The sequence below is a fragment of the Microbacterium proteolyticum genome, from assembly GCF_014192415.1.
GTDB classification, from domain to species: Bacteria; Actinomycetota; Actinomycetes; order Actinomycetales; family Microbacteriaceae; genus Microbacterium; species Microbacterium proteolyticum.
This window is the reverse complement of the sequence record NZ_JACHXY010000001.1, coordinates 549,461-563,616: the sequence shown is the minus strand read 5'-3', so window position 1 is coordinate 563,616 and position 14,156 is coordinate 549,461. Positions and strand designations below refer to the sequence as shown.

9 protein-coding genes are annotated in these 14,156 nt (G+C 70.9%); 4 read left to right on the top strand and 5 right to left on the bottom strand.

Going from position 1 to position 14,156, the window contains the following annotated elements; genetic code table 11:
- Nucleotides 1-94: 94 nt before the first annotated feature.
- Complete coding sequence (locus tag FHS07_RS02600) at nt 95-1,063, bottom strand: hypothetical protein (RefSeq protein WP_183418345.1); 969 nt, start codon at nt 1,061-1,063, stop codon at nt 95-97.
- 237 nt (nt 1,064-1,300) lie between these two features.
- Between FHS07_RS02600 and FHS07_RS02595 the strand changes: the two genes are divergently transcribed.
- Nucleotides 1,301-1,465: a hypothetical protein gene (locus FHS07_RS02595; RefSeq protein WP_183418344.1), complete on the top strand. Its 165-nt coding sequence runs from the start codon at nt 1,301-1,303 to the stop codon at nt 1,463-1,465.
- Here the strand turns inward: FHS07_RS02595 and FHS07_RS02590 are convergent.
- Nucleotides 1,449-3,101: a thiamine pyrophosphate-binding protein gene (locus FHS07_RS02590; RefSeq protein ID WP_183418343.1), complete on the bottom strand. Its 1,653-nt coding sequence runs from the start codon at nt 3,099-3,101 to the stop codon at nt 1,449-1,451. The two genes, FHS07_RS02595 and FHS07_RS02590, sit on opposite strands and share 17 nt — an antisense overlap.
- Nucleotides 3,102-3,417: 316 nt before the next feature.
- The gene (locus FHS07_RS02585; protein WP_183418342.1) at nt 3,418-4,122 is read right to left on the bottom strand and encodes an IclR family transcriptional regulator; all 705 of its coding nucleotides are present in this window, start codon (nt 4,120-4,122) and stop codon (nt 3,418-3,420) included.
- A gap of 119 nt (nt 4,123-4,241) precedes the next feature.
- On the opposite strand from FHS07_RS02585, the gene FHS07_RS02580 reads away from it, so the two are divergent.
- Nucleotides 4,242-6,089: an FAD-dependent monooxygenase gene (locus FHS07_RS02580; protein WP_183418341.1), complete on the top strand. Its 1,848-nt coding sequence runs from the start codon at nt 4,242-4,244 to the stop codon at nt 6,087-6,089.
- A gap of 202 nt (nt 6,090-6,291) precedes the next feature.
- Nucleotides 6,292-7,764 carry an NAD-dependent succinate-semialdehyde dehydrogenase gene (locus FHS07_RS02575; protein ID WP_183418340.1) on the top strand — a complete coding sequence of 491 codons (1,473 nt, stop codon included), beginning with the start codon at nt 6,292-6,294 and terminating at the stop codon, nt 7,762-7,764.
- Between the two features lie 279 nt (nt 7,765-8,043).
- Here the strand turns inward: FHS07_RS02575 and FHS07_RS02570 are convergent, their stop codons facing one another.
- Nucleotides 8,044-9,483, bottom strand: coding sequence for an XRE family transcriptional regulator (locus FHS07_RS02570; RefSeq protein WP_183418339.1), 1,440 nt, complete (start codon nt 9,481-9,483; stop codon nt 8,044-8,046).
- Between the two features lie 118 nt (nt 9,484-9,601).
- Here FHS07_RS02570 and FHS07_RS02565 point away from each other — a divergent pair, with 118 nt between their 5' ends.
- Nucleotides 9,602-11,506 (top strand): phosphoenolpyruvate carboxykinase (GTP), encoded by a 1,905-nt coding sequence (locus FHS07_RS02565; RefSeq protein WP_183418338.1) that lies wholly within the window; start codon nt 9,602-9,604, stop codon nt 11,504-11,506.
- Between the two features lie 448 nt (nt 11,507-11,954).
- Here the strand turns inward: FHS07_RS02565 and FHS07_RS02560 are convergent, their stop codons facing one another.
- Entirely contained in the window at nt 11,955-13,820 is a 1,866-nt protein-coding gene (locus tag FHS07_RS02560) for an ABC transporter ATP-binding protein (RefSeq protein ID WP_183418337.1), read from the bottom strand.
- Between the last annotated feature and the right edge of the window lie 336 nt (nt 13,821-14,156).

Here is a 14,156-nt window from a genome sequence, read left to right as displayed (position 1 = left end):
TGGGGCGTGGCGCGGCCATGCGAGGCAAGTGAGCGGATGCCGCGGCTCGGTCAGCTGCGGGCTGCCGCCGACGCAGCGGCTGCGCGGCAGGATGCTAGCGGGCGCGGGATCGCGCGGTGACCGCGGCGCGCGCCCTCTCCACGAACTGCACCCGGTGCTCGGCGAGGTCAGAGGCGGTGACGCGGATGATGCGCCACCCGAGGTCGGCGAGCATCTCGTTGCGCCGGATGTCGCGCGCCCACTGTCGCGGGTCCGTGAGGTGCTGCTCGCCCTCGTACTCGAAGCCCACCTTGCGCTCCGGATAGGCCAGATCGATCAGCGCCACCACCCTTCCCTCCACGACCACCGGCCAGTTCAACGACGGCTCGGGAAGCCCCGCAGCCATCAGCACCAACCGCGTCTCGGTTTCCTTCCTCGACCGCGAGCGTGTGCGTACCAGGGACAGTGCCTCGCGCAGCGTGACCGCACCCCGGCGGCGCCCCGCCTCGAGGGCTGCCGTGAGCTCGGCGGTCGTCGCGAGCGCCGGTGGGTCACCCGAGCGCATCGGCTCGCGCACGAACGCGTCGCCGTGGGCGACCAGGTCGTCCCGCTGCAGCAGGGTGCCCATCATCGCCCACGTCGTGGCCGGGCTCGTTGCTCGCAGGCCGCTCACGGGTTCCGTGCGGACGCCGCCCATCCCCGCCGCGATCGAGGTCCCGCGCACTCCGCGGGCCCTGCTCGCGCGCGAGGGCAGGAGCACACCGACGTCGAGGGGGCGCTCGACGAGCCGGTTCGATCCGTCGCGGATGCGAAAAACCGACGAGGGGAGCGGCGCGCCCCACGCCACCACCGCGGCGACCAGGCAGAGGAACTCGCACTCCCGCATCCGCGCGGCGTACTCGGCCGATCGACGCCGAACGGATGCCTCGAACGCATCGTCCGGCGGGGCAGAGCGTGTCCGTACGCCGGAGAAGGGAGAGGAGAGGTCGGCAGCCCGGAGTCGTCGCCGCGACACGCCGAGCTGCAACGCCGCACCGACGGAGAAGGACTCGGGCAGATCGGCGGGCAGGGATGCAGCTCTCACCCCCGAAACATCGCACCTTGGGAGCCGCGCGTCGGTACGGCATCCGCGATCTGTGGAGAGAATCCCGCTCCTCACTGTGACGCGTCGCCTGCCCCTCGGCGTTATTCGCCTCACATGGTCGGTCGGTCCCTCTCGAACCTGACCATCTGGGGCAACCGTGCCTTCTCTGGCCGGCGTTATCTGTCTTGCGTTGTCGCTCCACGTGCGCGGGGTCGACCATCTGCGGCGAACGAGCGGATGACGCGCTGGCACCACGCGCGGTGCGACGACGTCCTGGGCAACGTCGACGGTCGCGATCCCGCGGCGCAGTGGGACATCGAGGGTCGCGCGCGGCTGTTCACGGCGATCGCCACAGCTGTCGCGGCGGCGGTGGGACCGACCGCGCTTACGCGTTCACCTTGATGATCTCGCGCTGGTACGGCGCGATGACGTCGCCGCTGATGCGCAGATCGAGCAGCAGGAACGAACGCTCCTCGGGATCGCGTCGCGTCCACTCCGCCAGGGCCTCGAGATCGGCCACCTCGCGCACGACGACGCCCTCGGCGCCGAAGCCGCGCGCGACGGCGGCGAAGTCGACCTCGGGGATCAGCATCGGCTCGCGAGCGAGGCCCTTGAGGCCGTACAGGTTGATCTCGGCGCCGTAGGCGGCGTCGTTCCACACCACCGCGATGCCGTGGCCCCGCGCCGAGCGCACCGCGCTCTCGAGGTCGGCGATCGCCATGAGCCCCCCGCCGTCGCCGGTGGTGAGCACGACGGTCGATTCGGGGCGGGCGGCGATGGCTCCAGCGACCGAGGGGAAGCCGAGGCCGATCGACTGGTAGGCGGTGCCGACCATCATGACGCGATCGGGTGAGGCGACCGGCCAGTACATGTTCGACCAGCCGAGGAAATGGCCGCCGTCGGAGACGACGACGCGGTCTTCGGGCAGCAGTTCGGCGATGCGCGAGGCGGCTGAGCGGGGGTCGAGGCGGCCGTCGGGGGCGAGACCGTGGCCGGGCTCCTGTTCGCGCAGAGGGGCCACCTCGACGCGGTCACGCCACCCCGAAGACACCGCGCCATGGGAGTGCAGGCGCGAAACGAGGGCCTCGGCCGCGAGCGCGGCATCCGCCCGTACGAACCCGCCCACCTGTGCGTGCGTGGCGGTGGGGGTGACGTCGATCTGGAAGACCTGTGTGCCCGGGGCGAAGAGCTCGCCGAAACGCATCGTGAACTGGTTGAGACCCGCGCCGAAGACGACAGCGACATCGGCCTCGCGCACGAGACCCATGGCGCCCTCGGCGCCGAAGCCCCCCGTGACGCCGAGGTCGTGGGCGGTGTCGGGGAAGATCCCGCGACCGAGGGCGGTGGATGCCGTGATCGCACCGGTCGCTTCGGCGAGACGCCCGAGCGCCGAGCCCGCGCCGGCGAGCCACGCGCCGCGGCCGGCGAGCAGGAACGGACGCGCGGCGCCGGCGAGGGTGTCGGCGATGCGGTCCAGGGTCGCCTCCGCCGCGGGTCCCCGCGGGGCGAGTGGAGCGGGCAGCGTCACGGTCCCGGCATCCGTGAGCGGACCCGCCTCGCGTGTCACGACGTCGTAGGGGATGGCGAGCACGACCGGCACGCGGTAGGTCAGGGCGTGCTCGAGCGCGATGAGGACGGTGGCCGCGGCATCCCGATCGCCGACCGTGTACGTGCGCACGCCGACCGCCGAGGCGAGGGCGACCTGGTCGACGCCCCACGGCCGGGGGCCCGAGGTGGGCTCGTCTCCCACGACCAGCAGCAGGGGGATGCGGGCCTGAGCTGCTTCGGCGAGGGCGGTGAGGGTGTTGGTGAAACCGGCGCCGTATGTCGCGGTGGCGGCGGCGATGCGTCCCGACGCGCGGTAGTGCGCGTCGGCGGCGACCACTCCGCCGGCCTCGTGACGCATCGCGGTGAAGGTGACGTCGGTCTCTCGGTGCACCACGTCGAGGAAATGGGCGTTGCCGTTGCCCATCACCCCGAACACGTGGTCGATGTGGCGGCCGAGGGTGTGGGCGACGTGCGCGGAGACGATGGGCATGCGAAGCCTTTCGCGAAACAGGAACGGGAATGAGCCGTGTGTGTCTCGCGCGGTTCTCGCGCTACGTGCCCTTTTTTCGAGCAGCGACGCACGACCCCGTGCGCCTGACGGGAGTGATCATATACGATCTGCCGCGTCGAGGGGAGGGGGAATCGGTGGCGGTGCGCCGAACTCCGGACTTCTCCGTCCCGTTCGGCCCTGCCGGGACGGTCCCGCCGATTTCTCCGGAGTCCGGCCCGCCCCGCCCCTCGGCCCCCGGCGTCTCCGGTGGCGTGAGCCCTGGCGCCGCCGGGTACCGCCTCGCGGCCCGCTGTGGTCAGAGACCCTCGAGGATCGCGGATGCCGCCGCCTCGAGCCGCGCGGCGATCTCCGCGTCGTCGAGGTCGGTCGCCACGTGCACGGCGGCGATCGCGGCGGGCTCCCGACCCTTCACCGCGAGGGGGACCGCGACCGCGCGGAGCGTCGGGATCACCTCGTCATGACTGCGCGCCCACCCCCGTTCGGCGGCGTCCGCCACCTCGGACGCCAGGCGCGCGTCGACACCGTCGGGCCAGCGCCGCGGGGGGAGCTGCGCGAGGATCGCTCGGCCGGGTGCGCCCCGGGTGACCGGATGCCGCGACCCCGGGCGTTGCGCGACGGCGGTGACCGCGTGGCGGGGCTCGACGCTGGCGAGGGTGACGCACTCGTCGTGGTCGAGGACGACGAGGAAGCAGGTCATGCCGAGGTCGTTCGCCGCGGCGGTGAGTTCGGGAAGCGCCTCGGCCTGCAGGTCGGCGGCGACTCCCGCGGCGAGGACTGCCAGGCCCGTTCCCAGGCGCACCGCGCCCGCGGCATCCCGGGTCACCAGGCCGTGGTCCTCGAGAGTGCGCAGGAGCCGGTAGGCGACGGAGCGGTGCAGTTCGACGCGGGCCGCCAGTTCGTCGATGGTCAGGGGGATCCGGGCGTCGGCGAGCTCTTCGAGCAGGCGGATGCCGCGACTCAGCGTCTGCGAGGCGGGGGAGGAGTCTTGCCGTGCGGGCATGGATCGGGCTACTCTCTCGTTCGTTAGCAGAATACTGTGTTCGAATATAGAACACAGGCGGATCTGCCCGCAAGCATCGCGAGGTCGCGATGCCCCCGACATCGACGTCAGGAGAATCGATGCAGTTCCACCACCACGGCTACGTCTCGGGCGACCCGCGCGTGCAGAACGCCGCCGGCACGGGTGTCGATCGTCCTGACCGACTCCCCGACGAGGTCGACGTGCTCATCGTCGGCTCGGGTCCCGCCGGGATGCTTCTCGCGGCGCAGCTGTCGCAGTTCCCGCACCTCACGACCCGTCTCATCGAGAAGCGCGAGGGGCGTCTCGCCCTCGGCCAGGCCGACGGCATCCAACCCCGCAGCGTCGAGACCTTCCAGGCGTTCGGTTTCGCCGACCGCATCACCGCCGAGGCGTACAACATCGGGTGGATGAACTTCTGGGCCCCCGACCCCGAGAACCCCGAACGGATCGTGCGCACCACCCGCACCGAGGACTACGGCTACAAGATCAGCGAGTTCCCGCACCTCATCGTCAACCAGGCGCGGGTGCTCGACTACTTCGCCGAGGCCGCGGCCCACGGCCCCGCGCGCATCGTGCCCGACTACGGTGTGGAGTTCGTGGGCCTCGAGGTGGGCGCCGACGACGTCGAGGTCCGTGTGCGCACGGCCGAGGGTCAGCGGACGATCCGTGCGAAGTACGTCGCCGGGTGCGACGGCGCACGCAGCGGCGTGCGCCAGGCGATCGGCCGCACGCACGTGGGGGCTGCCGCGCGCCACGCGTGGGGCGTCATGGACGTGCTCGTCGAGACCGACTTCCCCGATTGGCGGATCAAGTGCGCGATCAACGCCGCCGCCGGGAACATCCTGCACATCCCGCGCGAGGGCGGCTACCTCAGCCGCATGTACATCGACCTCGGCGAGGTCGCCGAGGGCGACAACCACCGCGTGCGGCAGACCCCGATCGACGAGGTGATCCGTCGGGCGAACGAGATCCTTCACCCGTACTCCATCGACGTGAAACAGGTCGCGTGGCACAGCGTGTACGAGGTGGGTCACCGGGTCACCGACCAGTTCGTCGACGACCTCGACCACCCGCGCGTCTTCCTCACCGGTGACGCCTGCCACACGCACAGCGCCAAAGCGGGGCAGGGCATGAACGTCTCGATGCAGGACGGCTTCAATCTCGGCTGGAAGCTGGGCCACGTGCTCACCGGCCTTGCGTCGGCGGAGCTGCTGCGCACGTACGACCGGGAGCGCCGGCCCGTCGCCCAGCAACTCATCGACTTCGACCGCGAGTGGTCGTCGCTCATGGCGCGCAAGCCCGGCGAGATCACCGATCCCGCGGAGCTGTCGACCTACTACCTGGCCACGGCCGAGTTCCCCTCGGGCTTCATGACGCAGTACGCCCCCTCGTCGATCACCGCCGAGGCGCCGGCCCAGGAGCTGGCATCCGGATTCCCCGTCGGCAAACGCTTCCACAGCGTCGAGGTCGTGCGGGTGTGCGACGGCAACGCCGTGCACCTCGGCCATCACGCGAAAGCCGACGGGCGCTGGCGGATCTACGCGTTCGCGGATGCCGAAGGCTCGGCGCTGCGCGAGTGGGCCGGGGCCGCGCAAGACATCGTGGAGCGGTTCACGCCCGAGGGCGCCGACCCCGACGCGGTGTTCGACGTGAAGGCGGTGTTCCCCGGCCGGTGGGAGGACGTCGTCGGTGTGCCGGCGCTGTTCCGTCCGCGCTCGGGGCCGCTCGGCCTGACCGACCTCGAGAAGGTGTTCGCCGCAGCCCCCTCGGCTTGGACGACGGCCGACGTCTTCGCCGAACGCGGCATCGGCGCCGAGGGTGCCGTCGTGGTCGTGCGTCCCGATCAGTACGTGGCGCACGTGCTGCCGCTCACCGCCCCCGACGAGCTGGAGCGGTTCTTCGCCGGGGTGGTGGCGATGCCGGCCGCGGTCGCGTCGCGCCCATAAACGCCCCTCACGCGAAGAAACGCGTCGGCGAGGCGTTTCGCCCCGCGGATGCCGTTTCTCGCGGCCGGCGCGCCACCGACGACTCCTGCCAGGAGCGTCCACGGCGGCGACACCGGCATCCGCTTTGTACGCCACGTATATCGGCCCCACGGCGCGGGCTGACGAGAATTGGCGGGAACCCCGCCCCGATCCAGGAGGACCCATGACCGATCCGCGCGAGAGCGAGCTGCTGGCATCCGTACCCACCGGCCTCTTGATCAACGGCGAGTGGCGCCAGGCGACCGGCGGCAGGACCGTCGCCGTGAACGACCCCGCCACGGGTGACGTCATCCACGAGATCGCCGATGCCACGGTCGACGACGGCGTCGCGGCGATGGATGCCGCGGCCGAGGCGTTCCCGTCGTGGGCGGCCACCCCGGCGCGTGAGCGTGCCGAGATCCTCCGCCGCGCCTTCGACCTGCTGCAGGAGCGCAAGGAAGACGTCGCCCTGCTGATGACGCTCGAGATGGGCAAGCCCCTCGCCGAGGCGCGCGGCGAGGTCGCGTACGGCGGCGAGTTCCTCCGCTGGTTCAGCGAGGTCACCGCGCACACGCAGGGCCGCTACGGCGCGAACCCCGAGGGCACCGGTCGCATGATCGTCTCGCATCACCCGGTGGGGCCCTGCTACCTCATCACCCCGTGGAACTTCCCCCTCGCCATGGCCACCCGCAAGATCGCCCCCGCGCTCGCCGCCGGTTGCACGGTCGTGATCAAGCCCGCCACCCTCACCCCCCTCACGACGCTGTTCTTCGCCCAGATCCTGCAGGACGCCGGCGTCCCCGCCGGTGTCGTCAACGTCGTCACCACGACCGATACCGGGCCGGTGTCGGAGCGCATCATCTCCGACCCGCGCCTGCGCAAGCTGTCGTTCACCGGCTCCACCCCGGTCGGCGTGAAACTGCTGCAGCAGGCGGCGCCGGGCGTGCTCCGCACGTCGATGGAGCTCGGCGGCAACGCCCCCTTCGTGGTGTTCGAGGATGCCGACCTCGACAAGGCCGTCGAGGGTGCCATGCTCGCGAAGTTCCGCAACATCGGCCAGGCCTGTACCGCGGCCAACCGCTTCCTGGTGCAGCGCGGCATCGTCGAGGACTTCACGAACCGTGTCACCGAGCGCGTGCGGGCCATGAAGGTCGGCCGCGGCACCGAGGAGGGCGTGCAGATCGGACCCCTCATCGACGACCGCGCGGTCGACAAGGCCAAGACGCTCGTCGGCGACGCCGTCGAGCGCGGCGCCACCGTCACGACCGGTGGTGCACCGGTCGACGGCCCCGGCACCTTCTTCGAGCCGACCGTCGTCGCCGACGTGCAGCCGGGCAGCGACATCCTGCGCGAGGAGATCTTCGGACCCGTGCTCGCCATCGTCCCCTTCGACGACGAAGACGACGCGGTCCGCCTCGCGAACGACACCGAGTACGGTCTCGTCTCCTACGTCTTCACCGAGTCGTTCGCGCGCGGACAGCGCATGATCGACCGTCTCGAAACCGGGATGATGGGCCTCAACGTCGGGGTGGTCTCCAACGCCGCGGCGCCTTTCGGCGGCTGGAAGCAGTCGGGCCTCGGCCGCGAGGGCGGCGACGAGGGCATCCACGAGTACCTGCAGACGAAGTACACCCTGACGGCGAACCCCTACGCCTGAGACACCGGATGCCACGACCCCGACGCTCTCCGGAGCGTCGGGGTCGTGGCATCCGTCGTCCTGCTGAGCGGAACTCCTGCGTCCTCGACCGGGCGGCGGCTCCCGGCGCCCGGGGAGGGCGTTCTGCAGGACGTGTGCGGCCCCGGCCCTGCGGGGCAGCGGACCAGGTGCCGTGAGCCGGCGGCGACGCGTGACTCCTGGGGATTCGCCGGTCCGGCGGCCTGCGCGGAGCGCTCTCGCCGGTTCTGCAGGAGTTGTGCAGCCCCGATCCGCCCCGCCTCAGCCGTCGGCGTGCCGATCGAGGAACGCGAAGACCTCCGCATCGTCGACGCCCGGGAACATCCCGCGCGGGAGAGGCGAGAACATGTACCGGTGCACGCGGGCACTCGGCCACGCCTTGCCCTGCCAGCGTTCCGCGGCCTCGGTGTCGGGGCGTCGGCAGCACGACTCGTCGGGGCAGTGCGACACCCCGCGCTTCGACGTCTCGCGCCCGCGGAACCACCGCGCGTCGTCGAAGGGAACGCCCACGGTGATCGAGAAGTCGCCGTCGCTGGTGGTTCCCGTCTGCGAGGAGCACCAGAAGGTGCCGGCGGGGGTGTCGGTGTACTGGTAGTGCTCGGTCGTGCGGTTGTGCTCGGCGAAGGCGGCGCGCGCCGAGAACTTCTTGCACACGACCTGCCCCTCGACCGACCCCGTGACATCGGTCGGCAACGGCAGTCCGTCGTTCTCGTACACGCGCGAGATGGCGCCGTCGCCGTCGACCCGGAGGAAGTGCAGATGCACGCCCAGGTGGGTCGTCATGAGGTTGGTCATGCGCATCGCCGCGGCTTCGTGGGTCACCCCGAACGCATCGCGGAAGTCCTCGACGGCGAGGTTGCGATCCTTCTTCGCCTGGGCCAGGAAGGCCACGGAGCTGGTCTCGGGCATGAGGCAGCACGCGGCGTAGTAGTTGATCTCGAGGCGCTGTTGCAGGAAGTCGGCGTAGTCAGTGGGCGGGCGGTGACCCAGCAGACGATGGGCCATCGCCTGCAGGGCCATCGAGCGCAGGCCGTGCCCGCCGGGGATGGATGCCGGGGGCAGATAGATGCGACCGTGCTCGAGGTCGGTGACCGAGCGCGCCGAATGCGGCAGGTCGTTGACGTAGATGAGCTCGAACCCGAGCTGCTCGGCCATGATGCTGACCGTGCGGTGGGTCAGGGCTCCGGTCGCGTGTCCCGCCGCTTTGAGCTGCTTCTCGGCGAGGCTCTCGATCTCGGGCAGATGATTCGCCGTCTCGCGCATGCGCAGGCGCAGCTCGGTGTTGGCGCGGCGCGCCTCTTCGGGGCTCGCGATGGTCGCGCGCTCGCGACGCTGCAGCTCCCGGTGCAGGCCCAGCACGGCCTCGATGGTGTCGTCGCTGGTGCCTTTGCTCACCTTGACCGGGGGGATGCCGAGCTGTCGGAAGAACGGGCTGCCCTGCGCCCGATCGAGCTCGATCTCCAACGCCGCGCGGCGGTTCGGCGGCTCGCTCGAGAGCAGCTCGGTGACTTCGGTCTCGGTCGCGCGCGCGATCTCCTGCAGGAGCGAGAGCTTCGGCTCCCGCTTACCGTTCTCGATGAGGCTCAGTTGGCTGCCGGCCACGCCGACGAGCGCTCCCAGCTCATCGAGCGTCAGTCCGCGGGCCAGACGGTGATGACGGATGCGGTGACCCAGGGTGGTGAGTTCGAACGACGACGCCATTCCTTGACCATATCGAAAGAAACCCATTTCTTACAGCTGGATACCACTGAAAGTGTGGTTGTGAGGGCCGCAATATGGAGGAACGACACCGAGTTTGCTCTCAACCGAGGAGAACGACATGGCTCTCGCCGACATCTTCAGCTCCAGCTCCAGCTCCAGCTCCCCCAACGCTGCGCCCGCTGCCGCCGCTGCTCGCGCCGCGCGTCCCGGTCACGGCATCCGTCCGGCTCTCGAGGGCCCGGGTCTCTCCGCGCTGACCGCGTGGGTCGACCAGGTCGCCGCCCTCACGCAGCCCGACCGCATCCACTGGGTCGACGGCTCGCCCGCCGAGAACGACGCGCTGCTGCGCGACATGGTCGACGAGGGCAAGCTCATCAAGCTCAACCCCGAGTGGCGGCCCGGTTCGTACCTGGCCCGCTCGCACCCCGGCGACGTCGCTCGCCTCGAGTCGCGCACCTACATCGCCTCCGAGAGCGAAGAGGACGCCGGCCCCACGAACAACTGGATCGCCCCGGCCGAGATCCGCGAGACGCTGAACGGTGTCTTCGAGGGCTCGATGCGCGGACGCACCATGTACGTCGTCCCCTTCTCGATGGGCGCGGTCGGCGGCCCCCTGAGTCACATCGGCGTGCAGATCACCGACAGCGCCTACGCGGTGGCATCCATCGGTGTCATGACCCGCGTCGGCACGGCGGTGCTCGAGCAGGTCGCGAAGGGTGCCCCGTGGGTCAAGACCGTCCACTCGGTCGGTGCTCCGCTCGCGCCGGGTGAGGCCGACGTCACGTGGCCGTGCAACGACGAGAAGTACATCGTGCATTTCCCCGACACCCTCGAGGTGTGGTCGTTCGGCTCGGGCTACGGCGGTAACGCCATCCTGGCCAAGAAGTGCTTCGCACTGCGCATCGCCTCGGTCATCGGCCGCGACGAGGGCTGGCTCGCCGAGCACATGCTGCTCATCCGCGTGATCGACCCGAAGGGCAAGGCGTACCACGTGGCCGCCGCGTTCCCCTCGGCCTGCGGCAAGACCAACCTCGCGATGCTGCGCCCCACCATTCCCGGCTGGCGCGTCGAGACCCTCGGCGACGACATCACCTGGATCCGCCCCGGTGAAGACGGACGCCTGTGGGCGATCAACCCCGAGGCCGGCTTCTTCGGCGTCGCACCCGGGACGGGCGAGTCGACCAACGTCACCGCGATCGAGACCCTGTGGGGCAACACGATCTTCACCAACGTGGCGCTGCGCCCCGACGGCGACGTGTGGTGGGAGGGCCTCACCGACGAGGCGCCCCCGCACCTCACCGACTGGGAGGGCAACCCGTGGACGCCCGCGTCGGGTCGTCCCGCCGCCCACCCCAACTCGCGGTTCACCGTCGGCGCCGCCCAGTGCCCGCAGATCGCCGCGGACTGGGAGGCCCCCCAGGGTGTGCCGCTCGACGTCATCCTGTTCGGCGGTCGTCGCGCGACGAACGTGCCGCTCGTCGTCGAGGCCACCGACTGGTCGCACGGCGTCTTCATCGGTTCGACGGTGTCGTCGGAGAAGACGGCCGCTCAGGAGGGGACGGTCGGCGAACTCCGCCGCGACCCCTTCGCGATGCTGCCTTTCTGCGGCTACAACATGGGCGACTACTTCGGCCACTGGCTGAAGGTCGGCCAGAAGCTCCGTTTCGACCGGGCTCCGCGCATCTTCCAGGTCAACTGGTTCCGCAAGGGCGACGACGGCCGCTTCCTCTGGCCCGGATTCGGCGACAACGCCCGCGTCATCGACTGGATCATCCGCCGTGTCGACGGCCAGGTCGAGGCGGTCGACAGCCCCATCGGCCGTCTGCCGAAGATCGAAGACCTCGACCTCACGGGGCTCGACCTCCCGGCCGCCGACCTCGCCGAGCTCTTCTCGGTCGACGCCCACTCGTGGCTGGCCGAGGCCGACATGACCGAGGAGTTCTACGACACGTTCGGCTCGCACCTGCCGGCGGCTCTGCGCGCGGAGCTCGCTGCGCTGCGGTACCGCCTCCAGCGGTCCTGAGCCGACCCCCTGCTCTCGCCCCGCCCGCCGTTTCGCGCGGTGGGGCGAGTGTCGGACTCGACGCCCCTCCCGTTCTTGGCGCGCAGGAGGGGCGTCGTTCTGTCCGCGTCCGGCCGGGTGGTACGCCGGCCGCCGCAGCCACCCCGTCGGGTTGCGTGAGAAACGCTCCTCGCTGGAAGAAACGCGTCGTCGGGGCGTTTCCTCCAGCCGATAGCGTTTCTCGCGCCGCCTTATCGACCCACGCCAGCACCGCGGCGGGTGGATGCGTCAGCTACGCCGGCCGCCGCAGCCACCCCGTCGAGTTGAGTGAGAAACGCTCCTCGCCGGAAGAAACGCGTCGTCGGGGCGTTTCTCCCAGCCTATAGCGTTTCTCGCGCCGCCCACCGCGACCACCCCCACCGCGAGCGCGAGGGCCGCACCACGCGGCGCCGCCGCTACCCGCCCGAGGTCACACCAGCAGCTGATGCTTCGCCAGATCGCGGTAGAGGGGAGTGGATGCCACGAGCTCGCTGTGCGTGCCCTGGCCGACGACCCGACCGTCTTGCAGGACGACGATGAGGTCGCTGTCGACGACGGTCGACAGGCGGTGGGCGATGACGAGGAGCGTGCGGTCGGTCGCGACGGCATCGATGGCCTCGCGCATGCGCTGCTCGTTCACGCCGTCGAGTGACGACGTCGATTCGTCGAGAAGCAGCACCGGGGGAGCGGCCAGCAGCGCCCGCGCGATCGCGAGACGCTGACGCTCGCCGCCCGAGAGCATGACTCCGTCTTCTCCGACGGGTGCGTCGACGCCGAGCGGGTTGCGCTCGAGGACGTCGCCGAGGTTCACCGCGCGCAGCACGCGCTCGCAGTCGGCATCGGATGCCGCAGGCGAGGCGAGGCGCAGATTGTCGGCGATCGTCCCGGCGAGGGTGGGGGCGTCCTGCTCGACGTAGCCGAATCGGGCGCGCAGCTCGTCGCGGGGGAGCTCGCGCGCGTCGATGCCGTCGATGAGGATCGCCCCGTCCGTGGGGTCGTAGAAGCGCTCGACGAGCGAGAGGATCGTGCTCTTCCCCGCCCCGGACGGTCCCACGAGCGCGACACGCGACCCCCGCGGCACAATGAACGACACTCCGCGCAGCACCTCGCGATCGGTCTCGGTGGGCGGCTCGGCGGAGTCGAGATGGACGTCCGCCAACACCGACCGCGCCTCCGCGGCGGCGGCCTCGCGCGCCTTCACGACGTGGTCGGGGTAGCGGAAGCGCACGTCGCGGAACGCGATCGCCGCGGCATCCGCAACCGCTGTGGACGTGCCCGGCAGGTCTCCCTCGTCTTCGAGGGGCAGGTCGAGCACCTCCTGGATGCGTCCGAGCGCCCCCAACGCCTGATTGACCGACGTGATCGCGCCGATCGCCGATGCGAGCGGCTGCACCAGCAGGAACAGGAAGATGACGAAGGTGACGAGGGCGGCGACGTCGATGGCTCCGGATGCCACGCGGAACCCGCCGACGCCGAGCACCACGAGCAGTGACACCTGCAACGCGATCCCTGCGACCGGCACGATGAGCGCCGACACCTTGGCGATGCGCACGCCCGCGTTGTAGGCCGCGGTCGCGGTCTCGGTGACCGAGTCTGTCTCGCGTGCGGTGGCTCCCGCGGCGCGGATGGTGCGGATGGAACCGACGGCGCGCTCGACGCCGGCCGACAGTTCGCCGACCTTCTCCTGTTGCGCGGCGGAGGCTGAGCGGATGCGGGTGCTGAGCACGACGACGGTTGCCAGCGACGCCCCGATGACGACCACGATCAGGCCGAGCAGGAGGGGATCGATGAACGCCATCGCGATGACCGCGCCGACGAGGATGAGCGCGTTGCCCACGGCATCCGCGAGTCCCTGCGTCAGCACGGCGTACAGCAGCGTGGTGTCGGTGCCCACGCGTGAGACGAGGTCGCCGGTGCGGCGCGCGTCGAACTCGCTGATGGGCAGGCGCAGGATCCGCGCGATGAGCCGCCGGCGGCTCGAGTAGACGACGGCGGTGCCGGTGCGCTGGAGCAGGTAGTGCTGGTACCCCGAGATGAGCGACGACAGCACGACGAAGCCCACGAGCAGCCACACCAGCGCGCCGAGCGGCACGGACTGTTGCACGCGCGTGATCACCTGGCCGACGAGAAGCGGCTGCACGAGCGTCGCACCTGCGCCGAGGATGCTCAAGACCGCGACGACGACGAGCGTGCGCTTGTGCTCGAGCAGGAAGGGCAGCAGCTGCCGGAACGACGCGCGCGGGCCCTCGGGCACGCGGCGGCCGCGCCGACCGCGCGCGGGAGCGGGAACGGACATGCTCACCTCGGAGAAGGAAATGGGGGTCCTTCGACCGTACCTCTCGCGGCTATGGGCGGGCCGCCGTCCCCGCCCGCGACTCCGCAGGCCCGATCCGTCCCCGCCCGTCGCTCCGCAGGGCCGATCGGCCCCCGCCCGCAACTCCGCAGGGCCGATCGGTGCCCGCCCGCAACTCCGCAGGCCCGATCCGTCCCCGCCTGTGCACAACGCAGGAGTTCTCTCGGACAAGACGTCCGGCTCGGCGGTCTCGCGGCGGCGCCGCGGCACGTCTCCTGCGTTGTGTACCGCTGCGTGTCGGCACACCGCGTCGGGGAACGACGGATGCCACGAGGCGCA

What these genes read in the sequence shown, in the direction of transcription:
- FHS07_RS02595 (WP_183418344.1), top strand. Translation starts at nt 1,301, where the DNA reads ATGACGCGCTGGCACCACGCGCGGTGCGACGACGTCCTGGGCAACGTC.
- FHS07_RS02590 (WP_183418343.1), bottom strand. Translation starts at nt 3,101, where the DNA reads ATGCCCATCGTCTCCGCGCACGTCGCCCACACCCTCGGCCGCCACATC.
- FHS07_RS02585 (WP_183418342.1), bottom strand. Translation starts at nt 4,122, where the DNA reads ATGCCCGCACGGCAAGACTCCTCCCCCGCCTCGCAGACGCTGAGTCGC.
- FHS07_RS02580 (WP_183418341.1), top strand. Translation starts at nt 4,242, where the DNA reads ATGCAGTTCCACCACCACGGCTACGTCTCGGGCGACCCGCGCGTGCAG.
- FHS07_RS02575 (WP_183418340.1), top strand. Translation starts at nt 6,292, where the DNA reads ATGACCGATCCGCGCGAGAGCGAGCTGCTGGCATCCGTACCCACCGGC.
- FHS07_RS02570 (WP_183418339.1), bottom strand. Translation starts at nt 9,483, where the DNA reads ATGGCGTCGTCGTTCGAACTCACCACCCTGGGTCACCGCATCCGTCAT.
- FHS07_RS02565 (WP_183418338.1), top strand. Translation starts at nt 9,602, where the DNA reads ATGGCTCTCGCCGACATCTTCAGCTCCAGCTCCAGCTCCAGCTCCCCC.
- FHS07_RS02560 (WP_183418337.1), bottom strand. Translation starts at nt 13,820, where the DNA reads ATGTCCGTTCCCGCTCCCGCGCGCGGTCGGCGCGGCCGCCGCGTGCCC.